The organism is Limosilactobacillus reuteri subsp. simiae (genome assembly GCF_020784875.1).
Classification (GTDB): domain Bacteria; phylum Bacillota; class Bacilli; order Lactobacillales; family Lactobacillaceae; genus Limosilactobacillus; species Limosilactobacillus reuteri_H.
On the sequence record NZ_JAJGUI010000031.1, the window covers coordinates 1 to 14,789 of the forward strand.

General features: G+C 39.3%; 12 protein-coding genes. 5 read left to right on the top strand and 7 right to left on the bottom strand.

The annotated features are described in order from the left end of the window. Positions 1-140 precede the first annotated feature (140 nt). Together scrK and LMC10_RS01225 are read right to left on the bottom strand one after the other, a co-directional pair. Positions 141-1,019, bottom strand: a complete 879-nt coding sequence (gene scrK, locus LMC10_RS01220) for a fructokinase ScrK (RefSeq protein WP_229268715.1) — start codon at positions 1,017-1,019, stop codon at positions 141-143. 121 nt (positions 1,020-1,140) lie between these two features. Then, positions 1,141-2,160 (bottom strand): LacI family DNA-binding transcriptional regulator, encoded by a 1,020-nt coding sequence (locus LMC10_RS01225; RefSeq protein WP_229268716.1) that lies wholly within the window; start codon positions 2,158-2,160, stop codon positions 1,141-1,143. 163 nt (positions 2,161-2,323) lie between these two features. Between LMC10_RS01225 and LMC10_RS01230 the strand changes: the two genes are divergently transcribed. Continuing rightward, positions 2,324-4,513, top strand: a complete 2,190-nt coding sequence (locus tag LMC10_RS01230; protein WP_229268717.1) for an alpha-galactosidase — start codon at positions 2,324-2,326, stop codon at positions 4,511-4,513. 44 nt (positions 4,514-4,557) lie between these two features. Here LMC10_RS01230 and LMC10_RS01235 read toward each other — a convergent pair whose 3' ends face one another. The 5 genes from LMC10_RS01235 to mvk are packed head-to-tail and all read right to left on the bottom strand — an operon-like array spanning position 4,558 to position 9,245. After that, entirely contained in the window at positions 4,558-5,046 is a 489-nt protein-coding gene (locus LMC10_RS01235; RefSeq protein ID WP_003666180.1) for a DUF1440 domain-containing protein, read from the bottom strand. 60 nt (positions 5,047-5,106) lie between these two features. Further along, a complete protein-coding gene (gene fni, locus LMC10_RS01240) occupies positions 5,107-6,153 on the bottom strand; it encodes a type 2 isopentenyl-diphosphate Delta-isomerase (RefSeq protein ID WP_229268718.1) in 1,047 nt (348 codons plus the stop codon). Between the two features lie 15 nt (positions 6,154-6,168). Continuing rightward, the gene (locus LMC10_RS01245) at positions 6,169-7,296 is read right to left on the bottom strand and encodes a phosphomevalonate kinase (protein ID WP_152709576.1); all 1,128 of its coding nucleotides are present in this window, start codon (positions 7,294-7,296) and stop codon (positions 6,169-6,171) included. Positions 7,297-7,323: 27 nt separating this feature from the next. After that, entirely contained in the window at positions 7,324-8,295 is a 972-nt protein-coding gene (gene mvaD / locus LMC10_RS01250; protein ID WP_229268719.1) for a diphosphomevalonate decarboxylase, read from the bottom strand. Continuing rightward, entirely contained in the window at positions 8,295-9,245 is a 951-nt protein-coding gene (gene mvk, locus LMC10_RS01255; RefSeq protein ID WP_229268720.1) for a mevalonate kinase, read from the bottom strand. Before mvk ends, mvaD begins: the two co-directional genes overlap by 1 nt. Positions 9,246-9,461: 216 nt before the next feature. Between mvk and LMC10_RS01260 the strand changes: the two genes are divergently transcribed. From LMC10_RS01260 to LMC10_RS01275, 4 genes are all read left to right on the top strand, one after another. Beyond that, positions 9,462-12,326 carry a helicase C-terminal domain-containing protein gene (locus LMC10_RS01260; protein WP_229268721.1) on the top strand — a complete coding sequence of 955 codons (2,865 nt, stop codon included), beginning with the start codon at positions 9,462-9,464 and terminating at the stop codon, positions 12,324-12,326. Between the two features lie 93 nt (positions 12,327-12,419). Continuing rightward, positions 12,420-12,938 carry a cell wall elongation regulator TseB-like domain-containing protein gene (locus tag LMC10_RS01265; RefSeq protein WP_229268722.1) on the top strand — a complete coding sequence of 173 codons (519 nt, stop codon included), beginning with the start codon at positions 12,420-12,422 and terminating at the stop codon, positions 12,936-12,938. Between the two features lie 83 nt (positions 12,939-13,021). Then, positions 13,022-13,726 (top strand): DnaD domain-containing protein, encoded by a 705-nt coding sequence (locus LMC10_RS01270; RefSeq protein ID WP_004562312.1) that lies wholly within the window; start codon positions 13,022-13,024, stop codon positions 13,724-13,726. A gap of 22 nt (positions 13,727-13,748) precedes the next feature. Beyond that, positions 13,749-14,666, top strand: coding sequence for a DMT family transporter (locus LMC10_RS01275; RefSeq protein ID WP_003667879.1), 918 nt, complete (start codon positions 13,749-13,751; stop codon positions 14,664-14,666). Positions 14,667-14,789: the final 123 nt, after the last annotated feature.

The following is a 14,789-nucleotide window of genomic DNA, read 5'->3' on the forward strand; positions in this document are numbered from 1 at the left end:
AAAGATGGTCCTTTCTTAACGAAGACGGGGTCCAACCATCTTTCGCTTTTTTATTTTAAATTTTAAACAAATAAAGCACTGATGTTAAATCCATCAGTACTTAAAATTGTAGAGCCTTACATTATAGTGACCGATGATGGTTATTTATTTGTTTCGATTAAGTGCTTAGCCAATGCAAAATTACCAAGGGTAGCTGAGCCATTTTCTGGAACAGAAGGGTTAACAATATATTCATCGAGCGATCCAACTGGAAGATAATCGTTCCATAACATTGCAAATTGCTTTCGAACCCGTTCAAGAAAGGCTGGGCGCGAGACACTTCCACCAAAGATAATTTTTTGTGGACGCAAAATGGCAGTTACCTGAACAGCAGCTTGTGCAACGTAATATGCCATGATATCCCAAACAGGGTGATTATCGGGAACATCTTCGCCACTAATACCGAGCCGTGCCTTGAAAGTTGGCCCAGCTACTAATCCCTCCAAGCAATCGTGGTGGTAAGGACAGATACCAGTAAAGTTCAGATCAGCTGGGTGGCGTTGTAAGCGAACATGGCCCATTTCAGGGGTACTAATTCCACCAATAAAGCGACCATCTTGAATTGCGCCAGCACCCACGCCAGTTCCAAGGGTATAGTAAACCAAGGCCGGATTATCATACTTATCTTTTAAATTGACATATTCACCGTAAACTGAACCATTAACGTCCGTTGTCCAGTAGACGGGAATATTGAGGGCGTCAGTCATTGTGCCAACAAAATTGCAATTTTGCCACTTAACTTTAGGAGTATCAGTAATATAACCGTACTTTTCACTAGCCGGATTAGTATCAATTGGTCCAAAACTAGCAATTGAAAGTGCCGCTAGTTCAGGATACTGCTTAAAAAATTTAATTGAAGCTCCTAAAGTTTCTTCGGGGGTAGTTGTAGGGATGATTTTTTTATCAATTTCATTAAAATTTTCGTCACCGACAGCACAGACAAACTTAGTACCGCCAGCTTCAATACTTCCTAATAACATAATTAAAAACCTCATTTAATTAAAGTGAACGTTTATCAATCTGATAACCATGTTTGAGTATAAACCTTAGAAAACGGTATCACAAGCACAATTAGCCTCTTTTTACTTATAAAACGTTTCACTAATTCAAATTAATTTCTGAACTTTCGCGCCAAGTGGATTTGGCAGGCAAATTAATATGAATAGGGATATCAGTTGGATTATTCAGACGGTGGACTAGTCTTTGAACTGCCATTTTACCCATTGAAAGACTTGCTGGATTGATCGATGAAAGGGACGGAACTAAATATTCAGCAATATCCGAATCATTATAGCTAATAATTTGAAGGTCTTGGGGGACTTTAAGCTGATGTTGCTTTAGGGCTCGATATGCCCCGATAGTTAGTTGGTCACTAGCTATTAAGGCGGCCTGAAAATTATCTTTCAAAAGAGTATTCATGCTATCAAAGCCATCTTTAGGAGTCCACCCATTAAGGGCAATCAATGGAGAAATATTATGAAGTCTTGTCCACATCAAATAGGCCTTAGCTCGAATATCTTGATACGAGTCTGTTGTTTCGCCATTATTATTCATGGGATGAATATTTCCACCGATAAAGGCGATTTTATTAAGGCCATTTTCTAGTAGCTGATCAAGAACGATTTGAGTAGCTTCAAAATACGAATTACGGATAATATCGTAAGCGGGGAGGTATCGATAGTCGTCAATTAAAACGATATGGGGATTGTTTTTAGCTAAATTAGCGTAGAATTCTTGCGTAAAAACTCCAGCGACAATTACGCCATCATATTTTCGAGCGTCAGTAAATTGAAAGGCTTTATTGGGAAAACGAACAAAAGCTTTGATTTGAATATTTTGCTTGGAAGCTTCCTGAATAATTCCATCATGAACTTGAATGAAATAAGGGTCATGAGCTTCTGTCTCGAGGGAATGAGTTGTGAGTACTAGGATTGAACGAGGAGTTAGCGGCGGAGTGACGGGCCTGTTTAGGTGGGGATGGTAATTATACTTTGCTGCTACTTCTTTAATTCGTGCTCTTGTTTGTTCACTTACTGAAAAAGATGAATCATTGCTTAAGACACGTGAAACGCTGGCGGGAGATACACCAGCCTCACGTGCTATTTTTCTGATACCAGTCATAGGGAAACCTCCTTTTAATCAATTTCTAGCATAACATATTTTTAGTAAACGTTTAGTAGTTAATGATGGCGGTTAATTATTGTTACATCAATAATGAAAGCGCTTGACGAAAAATAACTAAACGTTTATTATAGAATCGATTTCAAGAAAGGGGCCACAACAAATGATTACATTTGATGAACAACAACGTGTTTTTCACTTAAAGAATAAAGAAATTTCCTATTTATTTTCAGTAGAAGAGGGAAATATCCTCAATCACCTTTACTTTGGACCGGCAATTCGCAACTACCATGGTGAACGCCGATATCCACGAGTTGATCGTGGGTTTTCAGGAAATCTTCCTGGATCGATGGACCGGACTTATTCGAAAGATGATTTATTACAGGAATATTCGGGAAATAATACCGGAGACTATCGCGTGCCTGCAATTATTATCAAAACAGAAAATGGTTCACGACTGACTGATTTCCGTTACAAGTCTTATAAGATTTTACCGGGGAAGCCTAAACTAGCTGGGTTACCTGCATCTTATGTTAAAAGTGATAAAGAAGCAGAAACATTGGAAGTTACTTTGGTTGATGAAACAATCGGTGCACAACTTATTCTTTCATACACTATCTATAACGAACGGCCGGTTATTACACGGAATGCGCGGTTAGTAAACACAAGCAATCAAGAATTACGAATTGAAAAGATTGCCTCAATGCAACTGGATTTAACTAAACATGATTATGACGTTATCTCCGTTCCAGGACAATATGCTCTTGAACGACAACCTGAACGGCAAGAATTACGTCGGGGAATAACAGAATTTTCTAGCCGTCGAAATTCTAGTTCTCATCATATGAATCCGTTTGTGGCCTTGGTTGACAAGAACACCGATGAATTTCAGGGAAATGCTTTGGGAGTGCTGCTTGTCTACTCAGGTAATCACCAGTTTACCTTGGAAAAAGATCAGATCGACCAGATTCGCTTAATAACTGGAATTAATGATTATAACTTTGAATGGGTTCTTGAACCGGGAAAAGATTTTCAGACACCTGAAGCAATCATGGGCTTTAGTCAACGTGGCTTAAATGGGATGTCACAAGTATTCCATAAGTTATTACGGGACCGGGTTGCTCGCGGTAAGTATCAATATGCAGACCGACCAATTGTTATTAATAACTGGGAAGCAACCTTCTTTGACTTTGATGATAAGAAGTTAGACCAAATTATTGATGAAGCAAAGCCATTGGGAATTGAAATGTTTGTTCTTGATGACGGCTGGTTTGGCCACCGGAATGATGATAATTCATCGCTTGGTGATTGGTTTGTTAATCAGGATAAGCTTACTGGGGGATTAAAGCGGGTAGCAGACCGGACCCACGAGCATGGCATGAAATTTGGCCTCTGGTTTGAGCCAGAAATGATTTCAGTTGATTCTAAGTTATATAAGGAACATCCCGACTATGCCTTACATGAACCGAACCGTGGCATGACACTTTCTCGTAATCAATTAGTGCTAGACTTTAGCCGTAAAGAAGTCGTTGATAATATCTACAATCAAATGTGCTTAATTTTAGATAAGGTGCCGCTTGACTATATTAAATGGGACTTTAACCGTAATCTTACTGAGGTCTTCTCTAGCGCAGCGGACGCAGAACATCAAGGAGAAGTTAGCCACCGTTATATTTTAGGTTTATATGACTTAATGGAGCGGTTGGTTACTCGTTATCCTAATATCTTGTTTGAAGGTTGTTCAGGTGGTGGTGGCCGTTTTGATGCTGGTATTCTTTACTACATGCCGCAAAGTTGGCCATCAGATGATACAGACGCGGTTGAACGGTTAAAGATTCAATACGGAACATCTTTAACTTATCCAATCTCATCTATGACGGCGCATGTATCGGTTTCACCTAACCAGCAAACTGGCCGTTCTACCAGTTTTAAGATGCGGGGCGATGTTGCCATGAGTGGGGTCTTTGGATATGAACTTGACTTAGCAGATTTGACTGAAGAGGATCGGCAAATGGTAAAGGAACAGATCAAGTTTTATAAGGCTCACCGCCACTTAATTCAATATGGTGACTTTATTCGCTTAGAAAGTCCTTTTGATAGCAATACGGTCGCTTGGGAATTTGTCAGTCCGGATAAGTCAGAAGCACTGCTATTTATGTTTAAGCAGTTGCATACTAACCGTTTTGAAATTAATAATACCAAGATGGCAGGGCTTGATCCAACAATTGATTATCATGATGAGATGACTGATAAGACTTATGGTGGGGATGAATTGATGAATGTCGGTTTGTTCCGTGACCCGACTCATACGGGGGATTTCCGTTCTGAAGTGCATTACTTTAAAGGCGAATAGTTTAAAATAATAAAAATCCGAGAAAATTTTCTCTCGGATTTTTATTATTTTTTACTTTTTATTAATGCATCAATCGTCCACATCCAGATTGCATGTCCCAAAAATTCAGAAACATGTTCTTCGAGTGGTTGATCTTTTGCAGCAGGTACTGTTCCCATTAATGGCATTAATTTGAGGTGGAAGAAATCCCAAACAGCAATCCCGAATGGTACTCCATCACCTTTTTTGATCCACGGTGCCAACTGTCCGCCAATACTATAGAGAACTCCAAAACCAGCTGAGAAACTAAAGTGAACAACATAGCTTACCCATGGCAACTGTTGGCCGGAATAGGTATAAGTAGCATGTGTAATCTGTGCCGGAACGCCAAATTGTTCAAGCATTTTTTGTGGTGGGTTTGTTTGATCTCGCTCTGGTGTCCGTGGTGGGAGAATATTTTCCCAACCAAGTTTAACAAGGCCGGCAACAAGACCAGCAGTTATACCAACTGTAATTGATTTGCCCCAATTAATTTTATTCACTTCAATCACCATCCAAACCTTTAGTTATTAAATCAATTGTATCAATCTTAATAGGAATTTCAATTATTTAGGTTAGCGTAAGTGTCGCTGACGAGCATATGATAGTAAGTCTGTTCCTAAAACATATTCAACACGTGAGAGCTCGGTAAATGATGAGCAACCAAGGAGCGCGAGCAAGCGTTTGACAATCACTTGCCATTCACCGAGCGTTTGGTCTAATGCTTCATAGCCTTCATTTTGAAGAATATGGAGGAAGTAACCGGCCACACCAACTGCCCGGGCGCCTAATACACCCGCCTTGATAACATCGAGGGGAGAAGTAATTCCGCCAGAGGCAATAATTTCAGTTTTACCGCGCCGAATTGAATGAGCTTCCAATAGTGATTCGGGAGTTGTTTGGCCCCAGTCCAATAAACTCTCAAAATTAATATCATGGTTACGCCGATTCTCAATCGCTGCAAAATTTGTCCCCCCACGTCCACTAACATTGATGAGGTGAACATCATGGGTTTGCAGTTTGGCAATCGTCGTTTTGCTCATTCCAAAGCCAACCTCTTTTACAATAACTGGGACTTCTAGTTCACTGACAAGGTATTGGATGTTATCCAACCAATTAAAATCGCGATCACCTTCAGGCATAATTAATTCTTGGGCCGCATTGATATGCAGTTCAAGGGCATTTGCCTTCAAAAGGGAAATAGCATTTATCGCTTGGTCAAGACTGGCATTTGCACTTAAATTTGCAAAAATAATGCCATCTGGATTTTCTTCGCGGATTATCTCAAAAGACGAAAAGGATTGGGGATCTTTTGAAATAATACTGAGAGATCCCGTTGCCATTGCCAAATGGTGCTTATGAGCTAATTGAGCAAGTTGTTGGTTGATTTTAAGGGCTTGATCACTTCCGCCAGTCATTGCTTCAATATAAAAAGGACATTCAATTTCTAAATTATCAGCTAATTGGACATGCAAATCAACATCATCCGTCGTCATTTCAGGTAAGCTATCATGAATTAGACGCACTTGATCAAAATAATGGTGTTGATGAACCTGGTCATAATATTTGGCAGCTAATGAAAGGTGTTCGTTTTTTCGTTGGGCATGACGTGATTCCATCATGGAGCCTCCTTTGATCTACTTGTGAATGTAAGAAAGATGGTGCTTAACAGATTTCTTGAAGCTTTTTGCGTTATCGATAAAGTGTACGGATAAAGGAAGTTGTTCGATATGGTTTTTGGCCCAGCTCTTTAGAACATTCCCAAAGTTAGAGTTGCTATCAATAGCGACGATCCCACAATCACCGCCACCAGCACCAGATGTCTTAGCGGCGCCACCAAAAGATTCAGCGATTTGGCAAAGCTTAGATAATGATTCGGTTTCGATGTTTACCCCAGAATTGGTGCCTAGTTGTTTTAAGAGGTCACGGTTATAACGAATTTCATTTTTAATCGCTTCAAGATCTTGACGGTGAAAACCATCAACCATTCGTTGGATACATGATTTACTTTTTTCAAGAAAATGATGATATTCAGTTTGGCGACGAGCTTTAAAAAGAGAAATTTTATCAACAAGTTGGGAAGTTGATGCTGGTTTACCAGTCCAGCCAATTAAGAGCTCTAAGTTTTTGGGAGCAGTTAGAGACTCAATGTTCAGATCAGGCCAAGGTAAATCAATGATCGTCTTTAGGTCAAGATACTTACGTTGTTGGGCAAGCCACTGCCGATCGAATGAATGATAGGAAATCCAACCACCATATACGGAAGCGGCAACATCACCCAACGAACCATTTCCTTGAACTTCAAAATGGGCAATTGCAGCTAATTTAAAGATTTGGTCCTTGTTAACGGGCAAATTATAGAATCGACAAAGAGCCTTAACGGTTGCTACAGTAACAGCAGCAGAGGAACCAAGACCATATTTTCGACCATTAGCACTGTCTAATTGACTGTCAATATGGATATTAAATATTCGTAAGTCGCGACTAAAAGTACGAGCATATTCTTCTGTAACTCTAATAGCAGAAAGAATGTAAGAAAAAGGATTGTCACGTTTGTCAACTACCATTTGGTCTCCTAAACGTCGCCAGGATAATTGATCGTTATTATATTGGCGACTAATAATTTGGCCAACTTCTTGAGTGCTTTCCTCAATTGTACAGGTAACAAACTGATCTAACGCAACTAAAACTGCAGGATAACCATTTTCAACAACAGCATATTCACCGGCAATATATAATTTACCGGGAGCTTTTTCAGTAATCAAAATTTAAAGTCCCCTTATCATTAAATTTTATTCATTCCAAATCTTTATTCCAGGTCCCGGTTGTGAAACCACCAACCGTTCTGGGCCAACAATATTGCTTAATTTTTCAACAATTTTGCTCCGGTTTTCTCGGTCGTAAATCACTTTGACGTTCGGACCAGCATCCATCGTATAATAGCAGTTTACTTCCTGATTGCGCAAGTCTTCCACTGCTTTAATGATGGTTAGCGTTTCACCATTAAAGTAGGTAAAACCGGGGTCAGCTGAAAAAGTAAGTGCGTGCATCCGAAGAGCATTTTCTTCAGCAATATGGCCGATTTGGTCAATATCTTTTGCTTTGATAGCTTTCTTTATGGCAACCATATCATTCGCTACAACTTGGCGCCAAGCATCATAGTAGGGTGAAGTTTCAACACTGGATTGCATTCCAGATCGACTGGAAACTTTTTTCTTTTTTGTATCAACTAAAACTGCTAACATTTCGATTGGAAAGTCAACATTTTCTAAAACTGGTTGTGCAAACGAGGATGCATCATCAGTTCCTTTTTGCCATTCAACCAATCCGCCATAAATAGATCTAGTTGCCGAACCGGATCCACGCCGGGCAAGTCGTGATAGATCACGGTTTGAGAGATTTAATCCGGCCGCAGTACTGGCAGCGCCTGCTAAGGCAGCAAATGCGGAAGCTGAGGAAGCAAGGCCGGCTGCAGTCGGAACATGATTAATTGACTCTACGCGTGCAAAAGCTTTTATTCCACTTAGTTGACGAACAATATCTAGAACATGAACTACCTTTTTGGCCTCTTTCTTACTAAGTGTTTGTTGATCGATGGCAACTAAGTCTGAAGTAAGATGATTATCAAAATTTACAGTAGTGGTGGTGTAAAACTCATTAAGTGTAAGGGAGAGACTGTCAGTTTGTGGAATGATTAATTCTTGATCCTTCTTTCCCCAATATTTAACAAGCGCAATATTAGTATGTGCTTTTGCAGTTGCCATTAGTTATTACCTCGCTTATCAAGTGGTTGAAGCCAAATATCATGTGCCCCGTTCTCTTTTAAGATACTTGCAAGGCGGCGAGCTCCCATAGCTGTTTGCATTAAGGCGATCATGCAACCACCGCGACCACCACCAGTTAATTTTGCACCAAGAGCTCCATTATCACGTGCAACATGAATAAGGTGATCTAATGATGGGTCTGACACGTTGAGAGCAGCTAAATCAGTTTGCGCAAAGTTAAGAGCATCGCCTAATTTTACAATGTCATTTTGCGTAAGATAATCTTTTGTTTGGTTTACTAATTCACCGAGATGCTTAATATGTCCTTCAGCTTTTTCATTATTATTTTTCAGTTCATCTTTAACTGCCAAAATAGCTTCCTTAGTAGCACCCTTTTTTCCGGTATCAGCAATTACTAAAGAGGCATCAAGGTTCATTTCAATTGGTACCCCAATCCGCCCCTTAACATAAAAAAGCGGTTTATCTGAACTGACAGTAGCAGCGTCTAAACCGGATGGACTACGATGTGTAATTTGTTCTTCGACATCTGCAAGTTGAAGCAATAATGTTCGATCAAGCGGTTCATCATAATAGTCAAAGAATGCCCGAATAATTGCAATCGCGCTGGCAGCAGACGACCCCATTCCTCGTTCTGCAGGTAATTGACTTGCAATTTTTAAGTCCCAACCAGTTTCGTGGTCATTAAACCTTGCAGATAAAGTGTCAATTAATTTTTTAATTCCGATCATGGAGGAAGGCAAATTTTCTAGACTACCATGATAATAACGGCTTTTAATAATTCGCTGGTTATCTTGGCGACTGCTGAGCGTAACTAATAATTGAACGCTTGGCAATGGTAAGGCTATTGCCGGTTGACCGTATACTACGCTATGTTCTCCCATTAAAATGATTTTCGCATGGCTAGTACCAATCCCTTGTTGTTTCACCATCGTAACCTACTTTCTACATAAAAATTCAAACTTAATCATAGCATAAAACAGTGATTCTAGCTAAAAACGATTATAGATGTTACCAAATCTAAATATTTTAGCACAAAGAAAGGCCGATTCGTGTAAAAATGAGAAATTTATAGTAGAATGGTGTATCATTTAGTTTAGAATATTTAGTAACTTAATATAATAACTTCGGAGAAATATGGTGATAGTGTGACACAGCGTAGTAGTCAGCGCACAAAAAAGCGTGACAAGAAAGCGCCAATCTACTCAGTTGTTGATTTAGAAACAACCGGAACGAATGTTAATCATGGTGATCGAATCATTCAAATCGGTTGTGTTCTCGTTCAAGATGGCGAAATCATAAATCACTTTGAAACAAAAATAAATCCACGAGAGAAAATTCCTCGTTCAATTGTTCAATTAACAGGAATTGAAGACAAAGATGTGCGAAAAGCACCGCTATTTGAGGATATTGCTGGAACTATTTATAGTTTGTTGGCGGAAACGACCTTTGTGGCTCACAATGTTAATTTTGACTTTCCTTTCCTAAATGCAGAATTAGAGCGAGCTGGGTACCCTTCATTATCAATTCCGGCAATCGATACTGTAACCCTTAGTCAGATTCTTCTTCCTACTGCAAAGAGTTTTCGTTTACGAGACTTAACTAGTTCGTTGCACATTGAGCATGATCACCCTCATAGTGCAGTATCAGACGCTGAGGCAACAGCAGACTTACTTAATGATTTACTAAAACGAGTTCAAGAATTACCAACACTTACGCTTGAAAAGATTACTCAGTTGAAGCTCAACTTACCTCAACAAACAGCTGGGGTTTTTGATGCTGAATTGCAGCGTCGACGTAAATCGCCACAGCCATTAAGCGAAGAGTTGTATGTCTCTCACGGAATTATTCTTCATAAATCGCGGCCGCTTACTGCTAATGGTCAGCGCGAAAAGCATAAATATCCTTCCACTAAAAAGGCAAAGGAAAAGCTATACGGAGATACGTTGAGATTGCGGCCTGTTCAAGCCAAAATGATGAACAGCATTTACAATAATTATACTCATGATGAACCCCAAAATATGATTGTCGAGGCTGGAACTGGGGTAGGGAAAACATTGGGCTATCTTTTTCCGCTAAGTTATGTTGCATATCCTGATAAGAAGATTGTTGTCAGCACAGCAACTAATATCCTCCAGCAACAAATTATTGATACATCAATCGCGCAGTTAAATAAGGTGTTGCCTTTTAAAATGAATAGTGTGATTATCAAAGGAAACGCTCATTATATTGATATTGCACGTTTTGTTCATTCCTTAAGCGTGATTGAAGATTCGAAGCTTGTTCAGTTATTAAAAGCTAAAATTTTAGTATGGCTGCTTTCAACGCAAAGTGGGGACCTTGATGAACTTAATTTAAATTCTCAGCAGTCGCCATACTTTACTGAAATTCGTCATCAGGGTATTCGGAGCTTGAATCCAGCAAATGCCTTTTACCATGATGATTTTCTCGTTCGGCGGGAAAAGCGGCTTCATCAAGCTGATATTATTATTACTAATCATGCGTACTTGGTTGCTCATGCCCAGGAATTAGGGGATGGGACTCGTCGCCCATATTTAGTAATCGATGAAGCTCAGCACTTAAGCGAAAGTATCTTAAAACGGTCCCGGCGAACATTTAATTTTCAAAAATTACGTACGGCCGTTCATGTAATGTCTGGATTAGTTAATAATGGTAATGACCGAAATTTAACTGATATTTTCGCTGAACAGGCACTAGGCAGTTATAATGTTGAATTGCTTCGTGGTGACCTCAATGCAGTAGAAGAGGCAGTTGACCTTTTCCAGCAAGCTCTTTACCGTCAATACATGGCAAGTGCTACTAGTAATCCCGACAATGAATTAATTGAACAACCATTGCAAAATGATCAGGTGATGTCTCTCTTAGACATTAGTGGACCCGTGATGATGAAGTTGGAACAAGCATTGAGTAGTGTGCAACTCCATTTTTCTGCTCTTAGCCATCTGTTTAGCAGTCAGCCAGACCGATGGTTATTAAGTGATCGTTACCTCATGAGTCAATTTCAGAGTCAGCTTGCAAAATTAATTGAAGCCGATCAGACACTAAATGAATTTAACGAAACGCTTCAACAACAAGGAGAGGCTGCTGCTTTTTGGATTACTATTCGCCAATCAAGTGAACAAAGTGCCTTACAGCTTAGTGGGGGATTATTGGAAGCAACGCATTACCTCACAAAGAATGTTTATCCATATTTTGCTCAACCATTATTTGTGGGGGCAACATTGTTTACATCGCCACGATCGCCGTATCTTTACCATCAGTTAGATTTAGAGCGCAATAATACTTTAACGCGTCGATTCGCATCTCCATACAATTACAAACAGAATGCTAAATTATTGATTGCAGAAGACGCACCAGTACCGAGCGCGCAAAATAACATTGATTACATTAAATACCTCAGTGACACGATTTACCAATTAACGAAGAATGCTAATTATCAGACAATGATTTTATTCAACTCACTGGTGATGATTGAGCAGGTATACAGCCAGCTTCGCGAAACAGATCTATTTGATCAGCGAGATATTTTAGCCCAAGGAATTACGGGTAATCGTGATAAAATCTTAAAACAGTTTAGTGGCGGAAAAAATTCGATTCTTCTTGGTGCTTCTAGTTTTTGGGAAGGGATAGATTTGCCAGAGTCCGCTCTTGAACTCTTAATTATTACGCGCTTGCCGTTCGATTCACCTGATGAAATAATGAATCGTGCTCATAATAAGTTACTTCAGCAGCAAGGGAAAAATCCGTTCTATCATTCAGAACTGCCAAAAGCAACGATGCGGTTACGTCAGGGGATTGGACGATTATTACGGACAGAAGATGATCATGGGGTTGCAGTAGTTCTTGATCCACGACTACAAACAAGACGCTACGGGAAGACGATTTTGAGTAGTCTGCCCACTGATTTACCGGTTAATAGTAAAAAAACTGCTGACTTGATTTCAATTACTCAGAAGTTTTTACGAAATGGTAAAGAGGACAAAGTTAATTAAACTTTATCAACTTTTAATTACCGATTTCTGGTATAATCAAAAACGATTGTCATATAAGAATCTAAAAAACTAAAGAGATAAGAGGGAAAAGATATGCAAAGTCGACGTGAAGTTCAACGTGAACAAAGTCGCGGTTCCTCAATGCGGACAATTCGTAACCTTTTGATTGCGATTTTACTAATCTTGTTAATAGTGTGGAGTGTTTTTGCAGTTAGCAATCAGCCACGAAATTCAGCGCGACGACAGACAATTTCACTTGCTGAAAAATATGCTCATCTTCAATCTCCTGACCAATTTTATATTTATAATCGAGAGAATACTTACTATACGATTAGTGGCAAGAATCAGCAAAACCAACCGATCCTGGTTATGGTTCCCCAACACGGTGGCAAGATCAGAGTTCTAAAACAATCAAGTGGGATTACTGCTGCGAGAGCACGAGCGATGACAAAAGCAAATCGTGATCCGCGAGAAATTTTAAAAGTTGCTCCCGGGATATTTAATGATAAGATTGTCTGGGAAGTAACATATCGTAATCAAAAAGGGAATCTCTGCTACGATCTGATTAATTTTAAGACTGGACAATACGTTCAAAATATTAATAACCTTTAATAAAAGCTGAAACTAATAGAGGCTGGGATTACTCAGTCTCTTTACTTTTGCAAAAATATTTTACTAAGAGAGGAGCTGATTAAATGCCAGATGCAAGCCTTTTACAACATTATTTGCAGGCAGGGGAAACAAATATAAGCAACTTATTGCTACATCATTATAAAGAGTTGGGGATGACAACTTCTCAATTTGTCTTATATCTTCAGTTCAAATCTTATCAGGACCGAGGAATAATGAATCCGGACGTTCGCACAATTGCAAAGAACTTAGGGACAAAAGAGCGGCAGGTGTTTGAACAGCTTCACCAGATGATGACAAACCATCTTGTTGAGCAGAAGATGCGAAAAATGGAAGATGGCAAAGAAGATGCAATATATGATTTTTCGCTCCTTATCAACAAATTAGCATTGCTCAATGAGAATGACCAAGAGGAAACAATTAAGGTTGAAAATACTAATAGTCGGGTTGAGACATTTAATCAGCTAGAAGCCGAATTTGGCCGGCCCCTCTCGTCAATGGAATTGCAAATTGTTAATGATTGGTTGGATAAAGATAATTATTCGGCAATAATGATTAAGCTTGCTTTACGGCAGGCAGTAATGAATAGTGCGCTAAATCTCCAGTACATGGACCGGATTCTACAAAGCTGGGATCGTCAGGGTTTACGAACCGAAAGAGATATCAATGAGCACGAAAAGAGGTTTGAACAGCGAAAAGAGGCTGGGCAAAAACCAGAAAAGAAGACATTGAAAAAGCCTAAAATACCGATTTATAAATTAGGCGAATAAAATTAAATAAAGGGTGGTTGACATGGAAAAATCTTCTTCTCAAGTAATGAAGGGAATTATATGGGCAGCGGTTGCCTCTGCTATGTGGGGAATATCCGGAACCGTTTTGCAACTCATCTCACAAAATTTAGCAATTCCTGCTACGTGGATGCTTTCAATGCGGACTTTTTCAGCAGGAGTGATTTTGTTAGTAATCAGTGTATTTTTATATGGAAAAAAGATTTTTAACGTATTTAAGACACGAGCAACAGCTATTTCAGTTATTAGTTATGCTATTTTAGGGTTGATGGCAAACCTACTTACGTTCTATTATGCTATTCAAACAGGAAATGCCTCAGCAGCAACAATTCTTCAATATCTTTCCCCACTTTTTATTGTGTTAGGTGGAATTGTTTTTATGCATCGGCGGCCGTTCAGGAGTGATATTATTGCGTTTGTTGTTGCTTTGATTGGGGTAGCATTATGTATCACGCGTGGTAACTTTACCCAATTAGCTTTACCATTTGTATCCCTTCTCTGGGGGTTGGGATCTGGAATTACAGCTGCGTTCTATGTTGTCCTTCCACAACGAGCTGCTGATGAGAATCCGCCAATTGTTGTCCTCGGCTGGGGGACGATGATTGCCGGAGTCCTATTTAACCTCTACCGACCATTCTGGGTTAACCCGCCACATATTACTACCACGTTAGTAGCATCAGTTGCGACAGTGGTGTTATTCGGAACGATTTTACCATTTGGAATTTTGCTTCATGCAACTAGATATGCCCCATCTGATGTAGTTAGTATCATGGATGCCGTTCAACCAATTACAACTTCGATTTTAAGTGTGATTTTCTTTAAATTGAACTTGAATTGGGCAGAAATTTTAGGAATTATTTTAGTAATTATTGCCGTCTATATTCTGCAAAATGGTCGGCGAAAACATACAATTCATTATTAAAAAAGGGATATCTGTCAACTGGTATGGTTGACTAAAAATACTTCCTACGAAAATGTAGGGGGTATTTTTTTACGAAAAAATACAATCGATTCTTAAAAAGAAAAATTTTTGATTGGCAAAACC

What these genes read in the sequence shown, in the direction of transcription:
- LMC10_RS01270 (WP_004562312.1), top strand. Translation starts at nt 13,022, where the DNA reads ATGCCAGATGCAAGCCTTTTACAACATTATTTGCAGGCAGGGGAAACA.
- mvaD (WP_229268719.1), bottom strand. Translation starts at nt 8,295, where the DNA reads ATGGCAACTGCAAAAGCACATACTAATATTGCGCTTGTTAAATATTGG.
- LMC10_RS01275 (WP_003667879.1), top strand. Translation starts at nt 13,749, where the DNA reads ATGGAAAAATCTTCTTCTCAAGTAATGAAGGGAATTATATGGGCAGCG.
- LMC10_RS01235 (WP_003666180.1), bottom strand. Translation starts at nt 5,046, where the DNA reads ATGGTGATTGAAGTGAATAAAATTAATTGGGGCAAATCAATTACAGTT.
- LMC10_RS01225 (WP_229268716.1), bottom strand. Translation starts at nt 2,160, where the DNA reads ATGACTGGTATCAGAAAAATAGCACGTGAGGCTGGTGTATCTCCCGCC.
- LMC10_RS01230 (WP_229268717.1), top strand. Translation starts at nt 2,324, where the DNA reads ATGATTACATTTGATGAACAACAACGTGTTTTTCACTTAAAGAATAAA.
- fni (WP_229268718.1), bottom strand. Translation starts at nt 6,153, where the DNA reads ATGATGGAATCACGTCATGCCCAACGAAAAAACGAACACCTTTCATTA.
- mvk (WP_229268720.1), bottom strand. Translation starts at nt 9,245, where the DNA reads ATGGTGAAACAACAAGGGATTGGTACTAGCCATGCGAAAATCATTTTA.
- scrK (WP_229268715.1), bottom strand. Translation starts at nt 1,019, where the DNA reads ATGTTATTAGGAAGTATTGAAGCTGGCGGTACTAAGTTTGTCTGTGCT.
- LMC10_RS01265 (WP_229268722.1), top strand. Translation starts at nt 12,420, where the DNA reads ATGCAAAGTCGACGTGAAGTTCAACGTGAACAAAGTCGCGGTTCCTCA.